The following is a 22,657-nucleotide window of genomic DNA, read 5'->3' as shown; positions in this document are numbered from 1 at the left end:
TCTCGAACAGGACCGTGAAACAAAGTCGCGCCGATGATAGTGCATACTACGTGTGCGAAAGTAGGTCACCGCCAGGCTACCCATTTAAACACTAGCCCGACTTCGCATCCGCGAAGCCGGGCTTCGTGCTTTGTGTAAGGCGAAAACAGGGCAGTGTCTCGTTGCTGTAGTGCAACCACACTGACAATTGACATGGCGCGCCCGGCCCGATTCGAACGGGCGACCCCTGCCTTCGGAGGGCAGTACTCTATCCAGCTGAGCTACGGGCGCTAAGAGGCTGCGAAGCATAGCCGGTTTGGCGGGTGGCGTCCATACCCGTCGTTGGTGTTAGCGATGGCCAGCCTGCAAGGCTTATGGAATGGCGCTGTGCAAGGGTGTATGCGCACAAGCCAATAGCGAAGCGAATCTCAAAGGCACGTGCGCCCGGTGCGCCTAGCCATGCGGCCTGCGGCTACGCGCCATTTCAAGGTGCTGACAAAGCCGTTCGGCGCCGTCGAGCAAGCGTGGCGTATGGCGCTGAATCAGGTCTGGCGGCACGAAGAAAAGGTTATCGCGCGCCACGGCGGCTATTGAGGTCCAGCGCTTCCAGTCGTTAAGCCATTCAGGGCGCGCTTCGTCCATGCCGCTGGCAACGATGGCTTCGGGGTTGGCGGCGATTACTGCTTCGACGCTCACCGTCGGCGCCAGCGTCTCCAGCGTCTCAAAAACGTTTTCTCCGCCGCACAGGCGGATTACGCTGGAAATGATCTGCTTGCCGCCAATGGTCATCAGCGGTTGCTTCCAGATCTGGTAGAAGGTGCGAACTGGCGGCCGGGTGCTGTAACGGTTTTTCAGCGCTGCGAAGCGTTCGCGAAAATGCTCGGCGGTGGCATTGCCAACCGTGCTGGTGCCGGCCAGGACAGCAAAACGCTCGATTTCTGAGGCGACGTCTTCGATGCGCTTGAGCTCCGAAACATAGATCGTGAAACCGAGGGCGCGCAAGCGGTCGATATGCGCCGGGGCATTGCCACTATGCCAGGCGATGATCAGATCGGGTTTTAGCGCGATCACGGTTTCAAGGTCGAGCAATACGTAGCTGCCAACGCGGGGGGTCTTTTTCGCCGCTTCAGGGTAGTTACTGAACTCAACGGTACCGACCAGCTTGTCGCCAGCGCCGGCAGCGTACAGGGTTTCGACCAGATGCGGTGCCAGGGTGATGATGCGCCGGGCTGGCTGCGGCAGGCGGACACGGGTGCCGGCATCGTCGAACACGACCACGTCGGCGCCAGCGAGGCCGGCGGTGGCCAACAGGAGGGCGGTGAAAAGCGTTTTCAGCACGACTGAAAAGGCGAACATATCGGGATTAAGGAGGCTGGCGTGAGAAAATCGGAGCGAGGAAACCAGGATTCTACGATGAATACACCGCAATACCACTGCGCAACCCCGAGTCTGATGATTCAGGGCTGCACCTCCGACGCCGGCAAGACTACGCTGGTCGCCGCGCTATGTCGCATGCTTTACCGCCGCGGCGTTCGCGTCGCACCGTTCAAACCGCAGAACATGGCGCTCAATTCGGCAGTGACTGTCGATGGCGGCGAGATCGGCCGGGCGCAGGCCCTGCAGGCATTGGCTGCCGGGGTGCCGGCGCAGACCGATTTCAATCCGGTGCTGCTCAAACCGGCAACCGACACGCGGGCGCAGGTGATCATTCACGGCCAGGCACTCAGCGACCTCGACGCCCGTGCCTACCACGAGTACAAACCGCGCGCGATGAAGGCCGTGCTTGAATCCTGGAGCCGCCTGTGCGCCGGCTTTGAGTGTGTGATCGTTGAAGGCGCCGGTAGTCCGGCCGAGATCAACCTGCGCGACCGCGACATCGCCAATATGGGCTTTGCTGAAGTTGTCGACTGCCCGGTGATCCTGATCGCCGATATTGATCGCGGCGGCGTTTTCGCTCATCTTTGCGGCACCCTCGACCTTCTCTCGGTGTCGGAACAGGCGCGGGTCAAGGGCTTTGTCATCAATCGCTTTCGCGGCGACATCAGCCTGCTTGAACCCGGGTTGCGCTGGCTCGAGGCACGTACCGGCAAGCCGGTGCTCGGCGTGCTGCCCTACCTGCACGGCCTCTATCTTGACGCCGAGGATGCGCTACCGCGCGAAAAAGAGGCCAAGACAGGAACGCGCCTGAAGGTCATCAGCCCGGCCTATCCGCGCATTGCCAATCACAACGACCTTGATCCGCTGCGCTTTCACCCGGAGGTCGACTTCACTTTTGTTGCCCCGCACGACGTGCCGCCACCGTGCGACCTGATTGTCCTGCCCGGATCGAAAGCGGTGCAGGCTGACCTTGCCTGGCTACGTGAAATGGGCTGGGAGGCGGCGATTTGCCGTCACCTGCGCTACGGCGGAAAGCTGATCGGAATTTGTGGCGGCCTGCAAATGCTCGGCCGTCAACTGCACGACCCGCTTGGCCTGGAAGGAACACCGGGCAGCGCGCCGGGGCTGGGGCTGTTCGACTATGAAACGACGCTTGACACCGAAAAGACTCTGGAAAACGTCAGCGGTTCGCTGCTGCTGCCGGGGGCGCCGTCGGTCACCGGTTACCGAATCCACATGGGCGTGACATGCGGCGCCGCGCTGCAACGTCCGGCCATGTATCTTGGCGGTGTTGCCGAGGGCGCACTTTCCGAAGATGGCCAGATCATGGTCAGCTACTGCCACGGGCTGTTTGATTCGCCGCCAGCGCTGTCCGCCCTGCTCGAATGGGCCGGGCAGCGGCCAAACGTCGATTTCGACCCCAACGAACGCCGCCAGCGCGACCTTGACCGGCTGGCCGATGCGGTGGAGGGAAATCTGGATCTTGAGCGACTGGCGCAGTGGCTGCCGCTCGAACTGAACTTGAGGTCGAGCACAAACAATGAAACTACCCGAACCTGACCACGACGCGCAGGCCTACAGCGCAGCGCTCAAAAGTCGCATTGCTGATGACATAAAAGCCGCTGGCGGCTGGATTGGCTTTGACCGCTTCATGGAACTTGCGCTTTATGCGCCGGGAATGGGGTACTACTCGGGTGGAGCGCACAAGTTCGGTGCTGCCGGAGATTTCGTCACGGCGCCCGAGATTTCATCAGCCTTCAGCCAGACGCTCGCGACGCAGGCAGCGCAGATCATGGCGCTCAGTGCACCGCAGATGATCGAAGTTGGCGCCGGCTCTGGACGGCTGGCCGCTGATCTACTGCTCGAACTTGAGCTGCGTGGAGCGCTCCCCGAGCGTTACGCCATCCTCGAACTTTCTGGAGAATTGCGCGAACGCCAGCGGGCCACGATCCGTCAGCGTGCGCCGCATCTACTCAATCGAATCGACTGGCTCAACCGTCTACCCGAGCGTTTCAACGGCCTGGTGCTGGCTAACGAACTGCTTGACGCCATGCCGGTGCATCTGGTGGTCTGGGGCGTCCCGGAGGATGAAGGCGATGACCCCGTCATTTTTGAACGCGGTGTCGGCGTGCAGGCCGGGGAATTCGTCTGGCGTAACCGGCCGGCCGCCGGCCGCGTCAAGAAACGTGCGCAACTGCTGGGCAGTGCGCTGCCTGCCGGAGCACTATTGGCGCCTGGTTTCCTGAGCGAGATCTGCCTAGCGGCGACAGACTGGACGGCGTCCTGGGCCTCGATTCTCGACCAGGGCGCCCTGCTGCTCATTGACTATGGTTTCCCGCGCCACGAGTACTACCACCCGCAACGCAGCAGCGGAACATTGATGTGCCACTACCGTCACTACGCACATGGCGACCCCTTCTTCCTGCCGGGCTTGCAGGACATCACCGCGCATGTCGATTTCACAGCGATTGTCGAGGCCGGCTTTGACGCCGGACTGGAGTTTCTCGGGTACACGACGCAGGCCACTTTCCTGCTCAATTGTGGCTTGACTGAGGTTCTAGCACGTACCCCGGTAGAGGATTACCTGCACTATCTGCCGCAAGCGCAGGCCGCTTTGCAATTGATTTCGCCTGCCGAAATGGGCGAGTTGTTCAAGGTTATCGCGCTCGGTAAAGGAATCGACGAGGCGCTGATCGGCTTTGCTCAAGGCGACCGCAGCGCCAGTATTTAATGCCTGACTGCAGGGGAACAACACAGCCTTTGGAGCCACGGCGCATGATGACGTGGCTTCCGGATTGGCGAGCCTTCTCGAAACCGAGGCGCTCCAGCGCTCGTATCACGGCGGCGCCCGAAACGCGCGGCAGCTTGTCGCTCATTCCGGCTCGTGGTAGTGGTGCCCATCCTCAATCTTCGCTGCATGCGACACAACAATATGTGGAGCAATTACTGGGATGAAAAGTTGGCCGCTTGATAAGTTCCCGCTTTAATCACACCCTGCACTTCTCGTGCTGGCTGCTATGGGTACGAATAAAGTTATACTTGCAGGACTAGGCCGTTTGCTCATTGTGAACACTGAAAGTATGCATTCATCACACAACCGCTCGCTCGATTACCGCGTCGAATGGCTGTTGCTGGGCGGCGCCCTGTTGCTCTTGGGCGTCGTCATCAGCTTCTTTCTGCACGCGCATTATCGGGAAATCGATACCGGCGAGCGTGAACGCCTGAGCGTTCAGGCCAGGATCATCCACGACAATATTGCCCGTCAGTTCGACACCGTCAACCGGACTCTCGTAGGCATTCGCGACGAGTGGCCGACGGCAAAAGGGGAAATGGGCCAGACCAACCACCGTCTCAAGGTTTTTGCCGATGCGATGCCTGGCGTGCGTACCCTGCTGATACTTGACGCAAACGGTAACGTACTCGCAGCGAATCAGGATCAATTACTCGGTAAAAACTTTCACGAGCGTGAGTATTTTCAGAGAGTGCTAAAGAATCCGCAGGCCGATACACTCTATGTCGGCCTCCCGTACGAGACTTCGCTGGACGTGTTCGCCATGAATATTGTCCGTATGTTGCCGGGGCCGCGGGGGGAATTCGCCGGTATTGTCAGCGCCACGCTCGACCCCGATGAGTTCGGGCAAATTCTCGATTCGGTTCGCTATGCGCCTGACATCTGGGCGGCCATGGTCCATGGCGACGGCAAGCTGTTCCTGATGGCTCCGGAACGACCCCATTTACTTGGCATCGACCTGGCGCAACCAGGCAAACTGTTCGTCAAGCACCGTGACAGCGGTAAGCTGACCAGCGTTTTGGTCGGCAAAGCAATCCTGACTGGCGAACTAAACATGGTGGCGCAGCATACGTTGCAGCCCACTGCCCTGAAAATGGATAAGCCGATGCTCATTGCCACCGGCCGCGACCTCCATGCCTTGTATGCCCCCTGGCGCAAGGAGGCCAGCCTGCTTGGCGGCCTCTATGCCCTGCTCATTGTATTCACTATCCCCGGTCTGTATCTGACCCAGCGCAGTCGACGCAGTGTGGAAAAGCAAATTGCGGCGGCCAATGCAGCGCTGGCCGAGAACGAACGCTTCATGCGTTCGCTCATCGACATTCTCCCCGGCATGGTCAGCTACTGGACCGCCGAGCTGCGCAACGGTTTCGCCAACATCGCCTATTTGGCATGGTTCGGCAAAACGACCGAGCAGATGGCCGGCATACACATAAAAGATCTGCTGGGTGAAGAACTCTTCAAGAAAATCGAGCCCTTCATCCACGCCACCCTGCGCGGCGAACCCCAGCGTTTCGAACGTACCATGACAAAGGCCGACGGCAGCACCGGCCATTCCTGGGCGCATTACATTCCGGACGTGGTCGACGGGAAAGTTCGCGGTTTTTTCGTTCTGGTCTCAGACATTACCGAAGTCAAGCAGGCGCAACTGGCGCTCGAGGAAATTAACGCCACCCTCATCACGCGCACTGCTGAGGCCGAAGCAGCCAGCCGCGCCAAGAGTTTTTTTCTGGCCAACATGAGCCACGAAATCCGCACGCCAATGAACGCCGTGCTGGGGTTGCTGCAACTGCTGCAACATACCGAACTGGATCAACGCCAGCTCGATTACACAACGAAGGCGCAGGGCGCAGCGCAATCGCTGCTGACTATCCTTAATGACATCCTCGATTTCTCCAAGGTGGAAGCCGGCAAGATGGAGCTGGAGAATACGCCCTTCCGTCTCGACGACTTGCTGCGCAATCTCTCCGTGGTATTGTCGGCGGCGCTTTACAACAAGGAAGTCGAGGTCCTGTTCCAACTCGACCCAAGCGCTCCGCGTGCCTTGAACGGCGACGCTTTGCGCCTGCAACAGGTACTGCTCAATCTAGCCGGGAATGCCATCAAGTTTACCGAACGCGGCGAGGTAGTAATCGCCCTGAGCGTTATTGAGACGACACCGACATTGGCGCGTATCGAATTCTCGGTGCGCGACACGGGCATCGGCATTCCCGCCGATCGACTAGCAGCCGTATTCGAGGGCTTCACGCAAGCCGAGGTCTCGACCACGCGGCGCTATGGCGGAACCGGCCTTGGCCTGGCGATCACCCAGCGGCTGGTACACCTGATGGGTGGCGAATTGGCGGCGGAGAGTGCTCCGGGCAAGGGCAGCCGATTTTTTTTCACCCTGAACTTTACACGTGACGAAGAAACCCTTGCTGCCGAGCGGGCAGCCCATCCCATCAGCAAGCTTGCTGGACAACACCGCGCCCTGCGCGTGCTGATCGTCGACGACAACGCCATCGCCCGCGATGTGTTGACAAGCATGGCAACAACCTTCGGCTGGCAGGCGGAAACCGCTGCCAGTGGCACCGAGGCTATAGAACGTTTATACCAGGAAGCCAGCGCCGGCCGTCCCTATAACGTGATCTGCGTAGACTGGATCATGCCCGGCATGGATGGCTGGGAAACTGTCAAGAGCATTCGCGCCATGCATAAAACCGCAGGGGCGCCGGCCATTCTGATGGTCACCGCCCACGGCCGGGAACTACTGACCGAGCGGCTGAACACTGGCTCCAGTTTGCTCGATGGCTTCCTCGTCAAACCGGTTACGCCTTCGATGCTATTCGATGCCGTCGCCCAAGCGACCAAGGGCAGTTCGCTAACCGTCGACCGGCGCACTGTCCCCCGACAACCCGGCGGCCGCCTGGCCGGTCTGCGCCTATTGGTGGTGGAAGACAATCCGCTCAACCAGCAGGTGGCGCAAGAGTTGCTGACCCATGCTGGCGCATTTGTTCAGGTGGCGAACGACGGGCGTGAGGGGATAGCCTGCATCCAGTCGGCTTTGCCGCCTTACGACGCCGTACTGATGGATATCCAGATGCCTGAAATGGATGGTTACGAGGTCACGCACATTTTGCGTCAGGGAATGGGAGTGACGTTGCCGATCATCGCCATGACCGCCAATGCCATGTCCACTGACCGCGACGCCTGCTTCGCTGCCGGTATGAACGACCATATCGGAAAGCCGATCGACATCAATGAGGTGATCGATACCGTGCTGCGGCACTGCGGCAAACCCGCCGTCTCTACTGTTCCCTTGGCGCCTCTTGCTGGCGTGGATGCACACTTGCAGGATGTGCCTACGGGCTTCAACCTCGCTAGCGCGCTCACGCGGCTCGATCACAACCGTGTGCTCTACGCCACCCTGGCACGGCGCTTTGCCAGCGATCAGGGTGAAATTGTCGAACGGGCGCGTTTAAGCCTGAGCCACGACGACCGTGTCGGCGCCGCGCGCGAACTACACACCTTGAAGGGCTTGGCCGCCACGCTGGGGGCGGAGGCACTGGGGCGCTTGGCGGCCAGGGCCGAAGTGCAAATTAAATGCGGCACGAGCCGCGACGAGGACGATGCCATCCTTGTCGAGTTGGCCGAGCAACTGTCCGAGGCGGTCGCCCTTTTTCTGCGCCTGGCTGACACCCTTGACCCGCCGCCCTTCTTGGCCTCGGAAGCACTGTCTGACAGCAGTCGCCTGATCGAGCGCCTCTGCGAACTGGATCGCTTGTTGGCGGAAAACAACCTGCGCGCCCTCGACGTATTTTCTGCCCTCAGGCGTGAAGCCGGTGGCATGCTTGGTGAGCAACTGACCGCTCTCGACAAAGACATCACGCGGCTCGATTTCATCGCTGCGCGCGAGAAGGCGGCCAACCTCAAAGCCCTGTTGCCATCATGACCCTCGAAGACAGCCTGCCAACCGAACTACACCCTTTGATTTCACTGCCGGTGCGGCCGCGCCTGCTGCTGGTGGATGACCAACCGATCAACATTCAAGTGCTTTACCAGATTTTTTACGCCGATTATGAGGTATTCATGGCGACCAGCGGTATGCAAGCACTTACATTTTGCCAGCGCACCCCGCCGGATTTGATCTTGCTTGACGTGGTGATGCCGGAAATGGATGGTCTCGAAACTTGCCGTCGTCTCAAGGCCGACGCCGCTACCGCCGACATTCCAATCATTTTCGTCACCGCCCAATCCGATCCGACCGACGAAACCTGCGCGCTGGAAACGGGCGGCGTCGATTTCATTACCAAACCTGTCACCCCTGCCGTCGTGCGCGCCCGCGTTAAGACCCATATAACGCTCAAGGCACAAAATGACCTGCTGCGCGCGCTGGTGTTCATCGACGGCCTGACCGGCGTCGCCAACCGCCGCCGCTTCGACGAAGCGCTACAGACCGAGTGGCGGCGCTGCCGCCGCCGCAATGCTACGCCGCTTACACTCCTGATGATCGATATCGACCATTTCAAGCGCTACAACGACCATTACGGGCATCAGGCTGGCGACACCTGTCTGCAGACCGTGGCCGCTGCGCTCAAGGCACGGCTCAACCGCTCCTACGATCTGGTAGCGCGCTACGGCGGTGAAGAATTCGCGTGCTTGATGCCCGAGTGCGATTTGGCCGCCGGTCAAGCCAAGGCAGAGGAACTGTGTCAGGTGGTGCGGGCCCTGGGCGTCCCGCACGCCGATTCGCCGACCGCGCAGATGGTCACCTTAAGCATTGGGGTGGCCGCCCTGCAGCCCACGACCGACGGCGATCCGGGCCAGTTGGTCACAATCGCCGATGCGGCGTTGTATAGCGCCAAGTCGGGGGGCCGCAATCGCGTTTGCGTTGGCACAAGTTAAACGACATGCTTATTGCATAATCTTGAGTGCGCTCTGCACGAGTTCCAGAGCCTTCGCATAGTTTTCCTTTGCCTCCTGGTCAAGCTGCTTCTCGATTTCTGATAATTTACTCTGCCCTCCCGGCACCGCCCGACCGGAGTTCATTTCTTTCAGAAATATCGGGTCTGAAATCTGCGCTTCTGATATCGGCACCGAGAACAGCAGTGCCCGAGCTTTGGCGACCAGTTGTGCTGCTTTGGCATTTGGGCGCTTGCTTAGACGGTATTCGGCATCCAGAATGCTTTTAGTCGCTCGCTTCAACTCGGTATGATGAGCAGTGATCAGACGGTCAAACAAAGAGTTCACAATCGAATAACGCTGCTCGGAAACCGAGCGGTCATAAACCATTGCAGACTTGCGAATTACATCGAAAAGATTAGGGAAATCTGCCGGAATTTTGACTGAGAAATAGACCGTTGTGAGGACCGGCATCCGACTAATCTCAGGAGTAAACAGAAGTGACTGGCCTTCTTGCGACAAGGTAAAGGCCATGAACTGTTTTGCGCCTGCCGGATTCATCGCGCCTTTAAGCAGGGCTATGCTTGCCGGCAGGACTGTCGTTTTTGGCGGATATACGAACTCGACGGGCGATCCCGTGTATTTGCTGGAAAGCGCCAGAAAATCAATCACCAGACCAACACCGAAGCGCCCATGTTTTACGGCCTCGGGAACGTCCAGACTGCGCTCGGTGATTTCTCCGCAGTTACCACCGATCTGCAACAACTGGCGCCATCCGTCGGTCCAGCCGTAGGCTTGCAGGATGGTTTCGACAATAAGATGTGTCGTCCCAGAACGCGTCGGAGAAGACATTATGACGTGGCCGAAATAAACGGGTTTTGCCAAATCCCACCAATCCGTCGGAACTGGAAGGTTTTTCCCCCCAATATATCGGGTATTCCACATAATTCCGTAGCCCGACAATGCCTGCCCTCTGAAAAACCCGTTTGGATCATTCAAATTGACATTGCGGACCTTGGACGGAATCATCGGGGTGTCAATTAGTCCCGCTTTGGACAACAGATTCAGACGGGACAGAGTGTCAAAAACCTCAGGTGAAGATGACCACAAAATATCCGGACGCGTTGCGGGGCCTAGACTCTCGATATGTGACACAGCTCCCGTAGCAGGGGAACTGATAAATTCCAGAGTAAGGTTGGGGTACTTGGCTTCAAATTGCTCCTTGTAGACGGCAGTTACCTCCTTGCCAAAGGAGGTCATGACCTTTACAGTCTCCTTGGAATGAGCGCAGCCAAGACCCATCGAAGCTAGCACCAATATGGCACGGAAAATATGACTAACGATACGTGTGACATTAAACATAACAACCTCCATGCGAATCCTTGTTGATGGCTGACGCCGTGATGATGAGTCCCCACCCACTCCCGCCTTCAGATTCGACAAGACGGGGTGGGTGCTTGGCAGATCCTTTCGGTGGCACCGGGTATTTGAACAGCCGCCGGGGCGCAGTACGCTGAGGCCAGGGGATAGCTTGCTTCCAAAAAGTTATGTTTTTGTTCTCTTCAAGACGAGATGCTGCTGCTCCCCTGGCCGGCTGTCAAGGGAAACGCGGAATTAAATTCATTTAAGCGAAGCTGTGACCACCACGCACAATTTACGCGAAAAGCTTGACCTCTACGAGCGCCTGATGCGGCTCGACAAGCCAATTGGCATTCTGCTGCTTCTTTGGCCGACGCTGTGGGCACTTTGGCTATCCTCCTACGGCGAACCAGACTGGATGGTCGTGTGGATCTTCACCATTGGCACCGTGCTCATGCGCTCGGCCGGCTGCGTCATCAACGACCTGGCTGACCGCAATTTCGATCCGCACGTGGCGCGCACCAGGGAACGGCCAATAGCCACTGGCGAGGTATCGCCCAAAGAAGCGCTGATTCTTTTTTACGTGCTGGTGCTTTGCTCATTTTGCCTGATCTTGCCGTTCCGCAGCTGGCATATCGTCGGTCTGTCGGTGATCGCCTTGTTCCTTGCCGCCAGCTATCCTTTCAGCAAGCGTTTTTTCGCCATTCCCCAGGCCTATTTGGGCATCGCCTTCGGTTTTGGCATACCGATGGCTTATGTCGCGCAAATCGACACTATCCCACAAGTAGCGTGGTGGCTGCTGCTGGCCAACGTTTTCTGGGCAATGGCTTACGATACCGAGTACGCGATGGTCGACCGCGCCGACGACCTGAAGATCGGCATCAAGACCTCGGCCATCACTTTCGGCCGTTTCGACGTGGCTGCCGTGATGTTCTGCTATACCGCAACGCTGACTTTGATCGCCTGGATCGGCCGCCAATTGTATATGGGATGGGTGTTTTACGCCGGGCTGGGCGTTGCCGCAGCGATTGCTGTCTATCACTTCACGCTGATCCGGCAGCGTGATCCGGCGCGCTGCTTCAAGGCTTTTCTGCACAATAACTGGATCGGCGCCAGTATCTTTGCCGGAATCGTTGTGGATTTTCTAATCACAAACTCTGGTTTGCGGTGAACAGAGAAATGCCTTCTGACGCCTTAGCTGGCATAACGATGTCATTTATATGAGCATAGCGGCTCATGTGCGTCAGATTGCATCGGGCCGGTTTGAAATACACCCGCTTGGGGACCATCTGTTCTCGGTGGCAAAGCTTGCCGGCCTCTTTGCAGCACAAATGCATGGGTGTAAAACGCGACCTCCAGACTCCAGTAAATGGGCCGAACTGGCCGGCCTCTGGCATGATCTGGGCAAATATCAGCCAGCATTCCAGCAATACATCGCTTCAACCAGCGGCCTGGAGAGGCATATCGAAGCGCCGGGCCGGGTCAAGCACGCGATAGCGGGAGCAATTCACACTGCCGAAGCAGGCGGCCCTTACGGCCGCCTGCTGGCTTACCTGATCGCTGGCCACCACGCCGGGCTGCCCGACTGGCATCCTGACGAAGCAAGCGGAGCAGCGCTTTCACAAGAGTTGCAGAATGAGCGCGAGACGCTATTGCAAGCGCTGGCAGGCGGCATTCCGAGGGAAATAATCTCGCCTGACATCGTTCTGCCCAAGCCGCAAATCCGCAAAACGGGGGAAGTCCATTTCTGGTTACGCATGCTGTTTTCCTGCCTGGTCGATGCCGATTTTCTCGACACCGAAGCCTTCATGGACGATAGTCGGACCACCCTGCGCGGCGGCTACGCGGACATTCCCGTCCTGCGTGCAGCGTATCAGCGCCACATGGCGGCCAGCTTCACCAACGCTAACACGCCGGTAAAGCGCTTGCGCGGCGAAATTCTCGACGCCTGCATCGCTCGCGCCGCCGAAACGCCCGGCCTCTTCAGCTTGAGCGTGCCCACTGGCGGCGGCAAAACACTGGCCTCACTTGGCTTTGCCCTGCATCATGCGCAACAACATGGCCTGCGTCGAATCATCTACGTCATCCCCTACACCAGCATTATCGAACAGACGGCTGACGTGTTCCGCAAGGTGTTCGACGGCATCCTGCCGGCGCCTGTCATCGAGCATCACAGCAATCTCGAAGCGGAAAACGAAACTGCCAAGAGTCGCATTGCCACTGAGAACTGGGATGCCCCCATCGTCGTTACCACCAATGTTCAGTTCTTCGAATCCCTTTACGCCGCCAAACCATCGCGCTGCCGCAAGTCGCACAACATAGCCAATAGCGTGGTGATCCTGGACGAAGCACAACTTCTGCCCCCCGAGCATCTGGAACCCATTCTCGACGCCCTGCGCCAACTCATCGAACACCATTGCGTCACGGTCGTTCTGTCTACGGCCACCCAGCCGGAATTGCACAAGACACGCAGTGACGCTTTCGGTCGCGTTCATTTGCAAGGTCTGGGCGAGGCACGCGAATTAGTGCCCGACCCGGCACGGCTCTATAAGGAGCTGCAACGGGTTCGCGTGACCCTGCCCGTTTCGCCTGAACAGCGGCGCAGTTGGGAGGACATCGCTGGCGAGCTTTCCGAACTGGAGCGTGTGCTGTGCATCGTCAATCGCCGGGACGATGCGGCGATGCTTTGGCGATTGTTGCCCGAAGGCACCTTGCACCTCTCGGCGCGCATGTGCGGTGCGCACCGCGCCATGGTCATTGCCGAAATTCGCCGTCGACTGACGGCCGGTGAGTCGGTGCGCGTGGTCAGCACGCAACTGGTCGAAGCCGGCATCGATCTCGATTTTCCGGTCGTCTATCGCGCCATGGCCGGGCTGGACTCCATCGCCCAGGCGGCCGGGCGCTGCAACCGGGAAGGCAAACTTCCCGGCAAGGGACGGGTAGTCGTGTTCAATCCACCGAAACCATCGCCCAGCGGCCTGTTGCTTAAGGCCGAACAAGCTGCGATAAATGTTCTGGCAGGCTCATCTGGTGAGCCACTGACGCCCGTAAACTATGCCAGTTACTTCGATCATTTCTATGGAGGAGTTAATAGCCACGATCAGCAAGGAGTAATGGGCTTGCTGAACCGGGATGCAGCACGCGGCGAGATCCAGTTCCGCACGGCGGCGCAGCGCTTCCAACTGATCCCGGACGAAGGGCAACGCCAGATCCTCGTTGGCTGGGAGCAAGGTGCCGAGTTAATTGAACTGCTAAAGCAGATTGGGCCGAACCGCGACTTGATGCGCAAGCTGCAACGCCACAGCGTTACGCTCTACGAATACCAGTGGAAAAAACTGCTGGGCAGCGGCAATCTGAAAATGCACAATGACTTTATCATTCAGGAAAGTGAAGCGCTTTACCATCCGTTACTCGGACTTCTTCCCGAAGTGCCCGACTACGCACCGAAAAGCCTGGTTGTGTGAAAGGGGTTCCGTTGAAAAGCTATTGCCTTGAAGTGGGCGGCGACTTCGCCTGTTTTACCCGACCGGAAATGAAGGTCGAGCGGGTGAGCTACGATGTTATTACGCCTTCCGCCGCCCGCGCCGTATTCGAAGCCATCCTGTGGAAGCCGGCGATCCGCTGGCGTGTGACGAAGATCGAAGTGCTCAAACCCATCCGCTGGATTTCTCTGCGCCGTAACGAAGTCGGCGCAGTCGTCTCGGTGAGCAATGTCAAGAGCGCCATGAGAAAGGGCTCTGGCGATCTGGGCATGTATATCGAAGACGAGCGTCAGCAGCGTGCTGGACTGTTTCTGCGCGATGTGGTGTACCGCATCCACGCTGGATTCGAGCTCTGCGACCCATCTGGGCACAAGCCGAATTTCCCGCATCTGGTCAAACATCCGATCAACGACGTAGACGAGCAGCGCGCAGCAAACGAAGCCAATACCTTGCCCAAGTTCATGTCGATGTTCGAGCGCCGCACGCGCAAGGGCCAATGCGTCAATCAGCCCTATCTTGGGTGCCGTGAGTTCGCCTGCAATTTTCGTCTGATCGATGACATCGGCAAAGAGTCAGCGCCCATCGCTGAAAACCGCGATCTTGGCTGGATGCTGCACGATCTGAACTTCGACAACCCGGCTGACCCCAAACCCCGTTTTTTCCGCGCCGAATTGAAGAGTGGGATTCTTCTGGTGCCGGACTGGAATGATCCCGAGGTGCGCGCATGATTCTTCAGGCGCTCAGCGATTACTATGCCCGCAAGACGGTCGATCCGCAAACCAGTCTGCCGCCCGAAGGTTTTGAACTCAAGGCGATCCCTTTCGTGCTGGTGCTTGATCAAGCCGGGCAACTGGTGCAGCTCACTGACCGGCGAGAGGGTGAAGGAAAAAGGCGGGAAGCCAGGGCGCAGCTCGTTCCCCAGGGCGTCAAGAAAGCCTCAGGTGTCGCCGCGAACCTGCTGTGGGATAACGCCGAGTACGTCCTCGGCATTGCGACGCGTAGCAAACCCAAGCGCATTGCCGAGCAGCAAGCGGCCTTCGTCAAGCGGCTCACTGAGGCTTTTGGCGATGCCCCCGAGGACACCGGCTTGCGCGCGGTGCAGAGCTTCCTGAAAACGCAGCGGGCCGCAGCGCTGAAAAAGCTCGAAGCCCATCCGGTCTGGCCGGAAATTCTCGAAACGAACCCGCTACTCAGCTTTCAATTGAGCAGCGATACGGCGCTGGTCTGTCAGCGGCCTGCCGTCGTCGCCAGTCTGCGAGCGAGGAATAACGTTGCCATGGCGGCGGATGGCATCTGCCTGATTACCGGCGAGCCCGATGTCATTGAGCGGCTGCATCCGTCAATTAAGGGTGTGTGGGGCGCGCAGGCCGCCGGCGCCAATATCGTTTCGTTCAATCTTGATGCTTTTAATTCCTATGGCAAGGCGCAAAGTTTCAATGCACCAATCGGCAAGCGCCCTGTCTTCACCTACACCACGGCGCTGAACCATCTGCTGGCCAAGGGCTCGCGCCAGCGGATTCAGGTCGGCGATGCGTCTACCGTGTTCTGGGCCGAAAAAAGCAGTGGGGCGGCCTTCGAATCGGTCTTTCTCGATTTTCTCGACTCGCGCGGCGATGATCCGGACCGGGGAACGCAGGCGGTGGCCAGCCTTTACGCCAGCGTCAAGGCTGGCCAGCCTTTCACCTCAGACGACGAGCAGCGCTTTCATGTGCTGGGCCTGGCGCCCAACGCCGCGCGCATCGCCATTCGTTTCTGGCATGTGGCGAGCATCCGCAAATTGGGCAGTGCATTCCTTGCGCACTTCGAAAGTCTGAATATTGACCGGCCCGCCTATGAAACAGGCGCGCCGCTTTCGCTTTACCGCCTGCTAACCAGCGTCGCCGCGCAGGGCAAAGCCGAAAACATTCCGCCCAACCTTGGCGGAGATGTCATGCGCGCCATACTCAATGGCATGCCTTATCCCGAAACGTTAATGCAGAGCGCATTACGGCGCATTCGTGCCGAGCGCGAAGTGTCTTTTCCCCGCGCCGCCCTGCTCAAGGCCTACATCATTCGCAACCTCAACGATCAGGAGATCACAGTGTCGCTCAATTTGGAGAATGCTTCCCCCGGCTATCGCCTCGGGCGCTTATTCGCAGCGCTGGAACGCACGCAGGAGCGTGCCCAGGGCAACCTCAATGCCAGCATTCGGGAGCGCTATTACGGCGCGTTTTCTTCAACACCGGTAACGGTAATGCCGACCCTGATGAAGCTCAAGAATCACCATCTGGCAAAGCTTCCCAACCGGGGCGAAGCGGTAAATCTGGAAAAACTGTTTGCCGAAATAATCGATGGCCTGGCCGATGTGCCTTCCCGTTTAAGCCTGACCGAACAAGCACGTTTCGCCGTGGGTTATTACCACCAGCGTCAGTCATTCTTCAACAAGAGCGATGCTGACAAATCCGATCAATCTGCCACTCAATCCGCTGAATAAGGAATGACCATGAGCCTTAACCACCGTTACGACTTCGTGCTGCTATTCGACGTAAAAGACGGCAATCCCAACGGCGACCCCGATGCCGGCAACCTGCCCCGCCTTGATGCTGAAACCGGGCACGGGCTGGTTACCGATGTGTGCCTGAAGCGCAAGGTGCGCAACTTCGTTGGTCTGACCCGCGCAGCACAACCGTCATACGAGATTTACGTCAAGGAAAAGGCCGTACTCAACACGCAGCACGAGCGAGCTTACGTGGCGATCGGCAAGGCCGATCTGCTGAAGGGCGACGACAAAAAGCGCAAAGGCGGCAACGCGGTTGACGAGGCACGTCAATGGATGTGCAAGAATTTCTACGACGTACGTACCTTCGGCGCCGTCATGTCTCTCGGTGTCAACTGCGGCCAGGTGCGCGGTCCGGTACAACTCACTTTTGCCCGCTCGATTTCGCCCGTTGTCGCCATGGAACACTCCATCACCCGCATGGCCGTAGCGACAGAAGCCGAGGCGGAAAAGCAGAGCGGCGACAACCGCACCATGGGACGCAAATTCACCGTACCTTACGGCCTCTATCGCGCCCACGGTTTTGTCTCCGCGCACCTGGCCAATCAGACTGGCTTCTCCGAAGAAGACCTTGCACTCCTTTGGAATTCCCTCACCGATATGTTCGACCATGATCGCTCGGCGGCGCGGGGAGAAATGTCGACGCGCGGCCTGTACGTCTTCAAGCACGAAGGCGCACTGGGCGACGCTCCAGCGCACAGCCTTTTTGACCTGATCGAAGTGAAGCAGAATGACCCTAGCATAGCAGCCCGAGCTTTTTCCGACTTCACCGTCAGCGCACCGGCAGCGGGGCCGCTGGCCGGCTTTCCCCGCGTGGCGCTTGTGCGTATTGTTGGCTAGCCGAACGAGAGACGAGAGCGGTGCTTATCAGGAGTTTTTGAAATGGAATGGAAAGATCGCATTGTGGCCACGCCAGACACGCTGTTCGGCAAGCCGCGCATCAAGGACACGCGAATTTCGGTCGAGTTGTTGATCGATCGTCTCGCGGATGGATGGTCAATGGACGATATTGTTGCAGCCTATCCGCACATTACTCGCGATGACATACAGGCGGCGCTATCTTTTGTCGCCGAGATTTACCGGGAGGAGAGTTTCGTCGCAGTCGGCAAGGCGGGGCATGACAAAACTGCTGCTTGATGAGAATTTTCCAGCGCCAGCCGCGCGTCTTTTAGGTGCGTCCGGGCTGGACATGCTGGCGATTCGCGATGCCTGTCCTGGCTGGCTGGACAACGACGTGCTGGCGCTTGCGGTGGCTGAGCAGCGCTGGATCATCACCTTCGATCGTGACTACGGCGATCTTGTTTTCAAGCTAAATCTACCGCCGCCGCCAGCGATAGTGTTGCTGCGTGAGCCACACTATCAACCGGCCGAGCCGGCGGATTGGGTTCTGTCGCTCCTCGCTCAGCCAGAAATCCACCTTGGCCGATTTGTTGTTTTTACTCGCGACAAAGTGCGAGTGAGGGCAATGCTGAAGGCCCTGTAGCTGCTCATGCCTGACGTCGACAACATCCCCCTTTCGGCACTCCAGCACTGGTGCTATTGCCCTCGCCAGTGCATGTTGATTCATACCGAGCAAGCCTTCGCCGAGAACGTGCACACCCTGCGCGGGCAGGCGATACATGCCCGCGTTGATGAGCCGGGCGTGGAAACTCGAGCCGGTATTCGTTCCGCCCGCGCAGTGCCCTTGTGGTGCGACCGGCTTGGTCTGATCGGCAAAGCCGATGTCATCGAATTTCTCCCCGATGGCACGCCTTATCCGGTGGAATACAAGCACGGCCGCAAAGGAAAGGCAGGCAAGGCCGCGAAGGCCGTTCACGACGATCTGCAATTGGCGGCGCAGGCGCTGTGCCTGGAGGAGATGACGGGTAAGGCGATTAGCGTCGGCGCCATCTATCACGCTACGTCACACCGTCGTCGTGAGGTGGCGATCAGCATAGCGTTGCGACAGCAGGTTGAAGAAACCGTTGGCGCAATCCGTCTGGCACTGGCCGCAGGAAAATTGCCGGCGCCGGTCAACGACGAACGCTGCCGCGAATGTTCTCTCATCGATCTGTGCCAACCCGCCCCACTGGCCGCTCATGAGCGCCAACAAACCCTCGCCTCCCTACTTTTCAACCCAGAAGGGTGAGCATGCAAACCCTGCTCAACACGCTCTACGTCACCACGCCGCTGTCCTATCTCCACCTGGACAACGATACCGTACGCGTCGAAGTCGAGCGTGAAACGAGGCTGCGCGTACCGCTGCATCATCTTGGCAGCGTGGTGGTCTTCGGCAATGTTCTCGTTTCCCCCGCGCTGATGCACCGACTGGCGGACGATGGGAAAAGCCTCGTTCTACTCAGCGAACACGGTCGTTTCAAGGCGCGGCTGGAAGGGCCGGTTTCCGGCAACATCCTGCTGCGTCAGGCACAGCATGCCTACGCCGGTGATCCTGCTTTTACCCTAGCGATAGCGCGTGCCTTTGTCGCCGGCAAGATCAAGAACACCCGCCAGGTACTCGTGCGCGGCGCACGCGAAACCAAGGATGGCGAAGAAAGCGATCGCCTGACGCGACGTGCCGACGATCTTGCTGCCGCCTTGCGTGCTTTGCCAGGAGCAGCTGATCTTGACACCCTACGTGGCATTGAGGGCGAAGCCGCTCGCCAGTATTTCGCCGGACTCAATCTTGTGCTGCGCGCCGACGCCCGCGCCGTGTTCGCCATGGATGGTCGCAGCCGCCGACCGCCGCGTGACCGCATGAACGCCCTGCTTTCCTTCCTCTACGCCATGCTCATGAACGATTGCCGCTCGGCGGTGGAGTCCGTGGGGCTTGATCCACAACTCGGATTTCTGCATGCCGTGCGCCCGGGTCGCGCTGCCCTGGCGCTTGATCTGATGGAAGAATTTCGGCCGGTAGCCGATCGTCTGGCGCTGACACTGGTGAACCGTGGGCAACTGAATCGCGATGACTTCACCGAGCACGAAGGCGGTGCCGTCACGCTCGCCGACAACGGCCGCAAAACGGTTGTCGTCGCCTGGCAGGAAAAGAAGCACGAGGAATTGGTGCATCCACTGCTCGAACAACCGGTCGCCATTGGCCTCTTGCCGTTGCTGCAAGCGCGCTTTCTGGCACGCACCCTGCGTGGCGAGATGGAGAACTACCTTCCTTTCATTGGGCGCTGAACGCTATGCTGATCATCGTGTGCTACGACGTAAATACCGAAACCCGCGAGGGCAGGCGCCGGCTGCGACGTGTGGCCAAGGTCTGTGAAGGCAGCGGCCAGCGCGTGCAAAAATCGGTATTCGAATGCAAGGTCGACCTCATGCAGCTTGAAGAACTGGAGCGCCGTTTGCTGGCAGAAATAAACACCGAACATGACTGCCTGCGTCTTTACCGCCTTGCCGAATCACGCGGTTGTGAAGTCCGTGAATACGGTCGTTTTCGTGCGTTAGACTTCGATGCGCCACTTGTTGCGTAGTCAGGACATGGCGATGCGCGAACCCCAAGCTTTCAAGAATTGGCGTGGGGTTCGCGCTGCTTGTATGCGCTTGTTCCTACGCAGAAAATCAGCGTCGTGTTATTTTCGCATCACCTGTAGCACCCCGTTCGCGACAAAGTTCGCGCAGAGCCTGCAAAAATCGCTGCATGCACAAACAGTTAAACGCGAACGGACGCGCCCCTCGGCAACGAGGGGCGAGGATTGAAACATCGCCACTTACAGGATTACAGTGGTGCGTCTCCCGACGCGCCCCTCGGCAACGAGGGGCGAGGATTGAAACCGACCGGCGCCACGCTTAAAATGCGCTATCTTGAGACGCGCCCCTCGGCAACGAGGGGCGAGGATTGAAACCATGCGGGGGTAACCCGGCTTCCCGCAGAAATAGGACGCGCCCCTCGGCAACGAGGGGCGAGGATTGAAACATCCCAATGGTGTAGTTAACGACTTCTCCGACCGGGACGCGCCCCTCGGCAACGAGGGGCGAGGATTGAAACGACGAACTGACTAATCACGCCACGCCTTACGGGTGGACGCGCCCCTCGGCAACGAGGGGCGAGGATTGAAACCTCGCCCGTTGTACGCGATCGAGAACGATACAACGACGCGCCCCTCGGCAACGAGGGGCGAGGATTGAAACTCAAACGGAGTAACACAAATGTCTGAAAACGAAGGCGGACGCGCCCCTCGGCAACGAGGGGCGAGGATTGAAACGCCGCCCCTGTGAGGAACGCACCTACTCCGCCCTCGACGCGCCCCTCGGCAACGAGGGGCGAGGATTGAAACGTCCCGGTCACGTCGCTGATGACCAAGCCGCAACGACGCGCCCCTCGGCAACGAGGGGCGAGGATTGAAACAATTCATGGGTCAGAGCAGATGGCGAAGGTGACCCGACGCGCCCCTCGGCAACGAGGGGCGAGGATTGAAACACAGAGGAATTGAGCAGTACAAGGCTGCCGCAAGGACGCGCCCCTCGGCAACGAGGGGCGAGGATTGAAACTCCCCGGAATTGGTGCGCATTTCCAGACCTGAGATGACGCGCCCCTCGGCAACGAGGGGCGAGGATTGAAACACCTCGCCCCCGTCCAGCAAGTTCGCCCCTACAACGACGCGCCCCTCGGCAACGAGGGGCGAGGATTGAAACTGTTTTTTGCTCTACCGAGGTAGGGGCGTTACTGGGACGCGCCCCTCGGCAACGAGGGGCGAGGATTGAAACTCCATTGCAGCCGGCAAATCCCTCGACATAAGCGGACGCGCCCCTCGGCAACGAGGGGCGAGGATTGAAACTTGATGAGATTGGCGCGGTACAAAACGAGGTTTCCGACGCGCCCCTCGGCAACGAGGGGCGAGGATTGAAACGTATCGCCGTCTGAAAATACGATTGTGCGTTGTCGACGCGCCCCTCGGCAACGAGGGGCGAGGATTGAAACTTGATTATCCTGTGCGCGCTGATCAGCTTTAAGCTTGACGCGCCCCTCGGCAACGAGGGGCGAGGATTGAAACAACTCATGGGTCAGAGCAGATGGCGAAGGTGACCGACGCGCCCCTCGGCAACGAGGGGCGAGGATTGAAACCTCCAACTGAATCCTTGCGAGTATTTCGTCGTCCGACGCGCCCCTCGGCAACGAGGGGCGAGGATTGAAACTCCATGACGAGGTGATTGACGGCTTCCGTCTCCTGGACGCGCCCCTCGGCAACGAGGGGCGAGGATTGAAACCCGGCAAACCGATAGGCAGCGCGCCAGACCTTGCGACGCGCCCCTCGGCAACGAGGGGCGAGGATTGAAACATATTCGAATCCCTCCGTCTCCGCCAGTAGCATGCAGACGCGCCCCTCGGCAACGAGGGGCGAGGATTGAAACATCTTGATGACCTGATCAAATGACTCGTCAGACTGACGCGCAACGCCAGCGGTGACGGTGACCGCCCGGATCGGCGCCAGCATCTTTACCGGAATCGTTGTGGATTTTCTGATCACCAATTCCGGCTTGCGGTGAATGGAGAAGTTTGGCGTTTTCTTCCGAGCAGTGCATTGGCGATCCCGAATAGTCGTGCTTTGCCCACGTCGGGTCGCATTCCTTCGGTCAGTGGCAGGGCGAGTTCGGCGAGCTCCAAGGCGCGTGCTTCGGTCAGTGTGCTGGCACGCTGACGGTATTCGACGAGCGCGCGTTGCTCAGGCAGCGTGAGCGGAAACGGCGGCAATTCGGCGTCACAATAATCATTCTCGAGAATCGGTTCTGGGTTCTCGCCAAGATAGACCACGACGGTGCCGGCGAGCAGATCGCCGAGTCGTTTGCTGTCTTCGTTCAGCCACATCGTGAGCAGGCCGCAGGCGTAGCCGAAGGGGAAGAAGTCGACAGCGCGCAGGGTATTGCGGGCAAATGAGGCGCCCCAGCCGATGGGCGTTCCGTCGTCATGCAAGACAACAAGATTGGAGAACTTCTTGCCCGGCGTGGCGCCGCTCCAATACACCTCGCAAATAATCGGATACAACCACTCGAGGATGAAGGCAAGGAGTAAGGCGACGCCAGAACCCAGGCGACCAAACTTCGCCAAGATGATCGCGGCAACGGCAAACAGAATCAGCCGGATCGCGAAATCAAATAACCAGGCGCGCACCCTCACCGTGGGGCCGGCGATGCGCAGATTGAGTTCACAACCTTCTGGCGTGGCGACACGCCGCACCGTGTCTAGCGCTGCAGCGTGTCGCTGGGCAAGGGGTGCTGTCATCAGTCTCAGTCTAGCAGACTGTCGGACTTGACCAGGTCGGCTGCTAGGAA

18 protein-coding genes, 1 tRNA gene and 1 CRISPR repeat array are annotated in these 22,657 nt (G+C 59.0%); of the genes, 14 read left to right on the top strand and 5 right to left on the bottom strand.

Annotated elements, in window-relative coordinates:
- Positions 1-193: 193 nt before the first annotated feature.
- Both Q1J43_RS07625 and Q1J43_RS07620 read right to left on the bottom strand, forming a co-directional pair.
- A tRNA-Arg gene (locus tag Q1J43_RS07625) sits at positions 194-270 on the bottom strand.
- Positions 271-432: 162 nt separating this feature from the next.
- Complete coding sequence (locus tag Q1J43_RS07620; protein WP_301101847.1) at positions 433-1,335, bottom strand: cobalamin-binding protein; 903 nt, start codon at positions 1,333-1,335, stop codon at positions 433-435.
- Positions 1,336-1,392: 57 nt separating this feature from the next.
- Here Q1J43_RS07620 and Q1J43_RS07615 point away from each other — a divergent pair, with 57 nt between their 5' ends.
- Together Q1J43_RS07615 and Q1J43_RS07610 are read left to right on the top strand one after the other, a co-directional pair.
- Positions 1,393-2,916 carry a cobyric acid synthase gene (locus Q1J43_RS07615; protein ID WP_301101846.1) on the top strand — a complete coding sequence of 508 codons (1,524 nt, stop codon included), beginning with the start codon at positions 1,393-1,395 and terminating at the stop codon, positions 2,914-2,916.
- Positions 2,897-4,087, top strand: a complete 1,191-nt coding sequence (locus Q1J43_RS07610) for an SAM-dependent methyltransferase (protein ID WP_301101845.1) — start codon at positions 2,897-2,899, stop codon at positions 4,085-4,087. The genes Q1J43_RS07615 and Q1J43_RS07610 overlap by 20 nt, the downstream gene beginning before the upstream one ends.
- Here the strand turns inward: Q1J43_RS07610 and Q1J43_RS15890 are convergent.
- Entirely contained in the window at positions 4,014-4,232 is a 219-nt protein-coding gene (locus tag Q1J43_RS15890; protein ID WP_366141861.1) for a type II toxin-antitoxin system HicA family toxin, read from the bottom strand. The two genes, Q1J43_RS07610 and Q1J43_RS15890, sit on opposite strands and share 74 nt — an antisense overlap.
- A gap of 204 nt (positions 4,233-4,436) precedes the next feature.
- On the opposite strand from Q1J43_RS15890, the gene Q1J43_RS07605 reads away from it, so the two are divergent.
- On the top strand, positions 4,437-8,075 hold the full coding sequence (locus Q1J43_RS07605) for a response regulator (protein WP_301101844.1): 3,639 nt from the start codon (positions 4,437-4,439) through the stop codon (positions 8,073-8,075).
- Complete coding sequence (locus Q1J43_RS07600; protein ID WP_301101843.1) at positions 8,072-9,028, top strand: diguanylate cyclase; 957 nt, start codon at positions 8,072-8,074, stop codon at positions 9,026-9,028. Before Q1J43_RS07605 ends, Q1J43_RS07600 begins: the two co-directional genes overlap by 4 nt.
- A gap of 9 nt (positions 9,029-9,037) precedes the next feature.
- On the opposite strand, the gene Q1J43_RS07595 is transcribed toward Q1J43_RS07600, so the two are convergent.
- Complete coding sequence (locus tag Q1J43_RS07595) at positions 9,038-10,387, bottom strand: extracellular solute-binding protein (protein WP_301101842.1); 1,350 nt, start codon at positions 10,385-10,387, stop codon at positions 9,038-9,040.
- A 274-nt stretch (positions 10,388-10,661) separates the two neighbouring features.
- Between Q1J43_RS07595 and ubiA the strand changes: the two genes are divergently transcribed.
- The 10 genes from ubiA to cas2 are packed head-to-tail and all read left to right on the top strand — an operon-like array spanning position 10,662 to position 19,860.
- Positions 10,662-11,555 carry a 4-hydroxybenzoate octaprenyltransferase gene (ubiA, locus tag Q1J43_RS07590; RefSeq protein ID WP_301101841.1) on the top strand — a complete coding sequence of 298 codons (894 nt, stop codon included), beginning with the start codon at positions 10,662-10,664 and terminating at the stop codon, positions 11,553-11,555.
- Positions 11,556-11,604: 49 nt separating this feature from the next.
- Positions 11,605-13,848: a CRISPR-associated helicase Cas3' gene (cas3, locus tag Q1J43_RS07585; RefSeq protein ID WP_301101840.1), complete on the top strand. Its 2,244-nt coding sequence runs from the start codon at positions 11,605-11,607 to the stop codon at positions 13,846-13,848.
- Between the two features lie 11 nt (positions 13,849-13,859).
- The gene (gene cas5c, locus Q1J43_RS07580) at positions 13,860-14,594 is read left to right on the top strand and encodes a type I-C CRISPR-associated protein Cas5c (protein WP_301101838.1); all 735 of its coding nucleotides are present in this window, start codon (positions 13,860-13,862) and stop codon (positions 14,592-14,594) included.
- Positions 14,591-16,339, top strand: coding sequence for a type I-C CRISPR-associated protein Cas8c/Csd1 (gene cas8c, locus Q1J43_RS07575; RefSeq protein WP_301101837.1), 1,749 nt, complete (start codon positions 14,591-14,593; stop codon positions 16,337-16,339). The genes cas5c and cas8c overlap by 4 nt, the downstream gene beginning before the upstream one ends.
- Positions 16,340-16,342: 3 nt before the next feature.
- Positions 16,343-17,242, top strand: a complete 900-nt coding sequence (gene cas7c / locus Q1J43_RS07570) for a type I-C CRISPR-associated protein Cas7/Csd2 (protein ID WP_366141860.1) — start codon at positions 16,343-16,345, stop codon at positions 17,240-17,242.
- 42 nt (positions 17,243-17,284) lie between these two features.
- Complete coding sequence (locus tag Q1J43_RS07565) at positions 17,285-17,539, top strand: DUF433 domain-containing protein (RefSeq protein WP_301101835.1); 255 nt, start codon at positions 17,285-17,287, stop codon at positions 17,537-17,539.
- A complete protein-coding gene (locus Q1J43_RS07560; protein WP_301101834.1) occupies positions 17,520-17,885 on the top strand; it encodes a DUF5615 family PIN-like protein in 366 nt (121 codons plus the stop codon). Before Q1J43_RS07565 ends, Q1J43_RS07560 begins: the two co-directional genes overlap by 20 nt.
- Positions 17,886-17,891: 6 nt before the next feature.
- Positions 17,892-18,530, top strand: coding sequence for a CRISPR-associated protein Cas4 (gene cas4, locus Q1J43_RS07555; RefSeq protein ID WP_301101832.1), 639 nt, complete (start codon positions 17,892-17,894; stop codon positions 18,528-18,530).
- 2 nt (positions 18,531-18,532) lie between these two features.
- Positions 18,533-19,564 (top strand): type I-C CRISPR-associated endonuclease Cas1c, encoded by a 1,032-nt coding sequence (cas1c, locus tag Q1J43_RS07550; RefSeq protein ID WP_301101830.1) that lies wholly within the window; start codon positions 18,533-18,535, stop codon positions 19,562-19,564.
- A gap of 5 nt (positions 19,565-19,569) precedes the next feature.
- Positions 19,570-19,860 (top strand): CRISPR-associated endonuclease Cas2, encoded by a 291-nt coding sequence (gene cas2, locus Q1J43_RS07545; RefSeq protein ID WP_301101828.1) that lies wholly within the window; start codon positions 19,570-19,572, stop codon positions 19,858-19,860.
- Positions 19,861-20,052: 192 nt separating this feature from the next.
- Positions 20,053-21,739: direct repeats of the CRISPR family, unit length 37 nt; unit sequence GACGCGCCCCTCGGCAACGAGGGGCGAGGATTGAAAC.
- A gap of 112 nt (positions 21,740-21,851) precedes the next feature.
- Here cas2 and Q1J43_RS07540 read toward each other — a convergent pair.
- Positions 21,852-22,607, bottom strand: a complete 756-nt coding sequence (locus tag Q1J43_RS07540) for an RDD family protein (RefSeq protein ID WP_301101827.1) — start codon at positions 22,605-22,607, stop codon at positions 21,852-21,854.
- Positions 22,608-22,657 lie beyond the last annotated feature (50 nt).

Source organism: Propionivibrio sp. (genome assembly GCF_029255185.1).
In the GTDB taxonomy this organism is placed as follows: domain Bacteria; phylum Pseudomonadota; class Gammaproteobacteria; order Burkholderiales; family Rhodocyclaceae; genus Propionivibrio.
The sequence above is the reverse complement of the archived record's forward strand: the minus strand, read 5'-3'. Positions and strand labels throughout refer to the sequence as shown.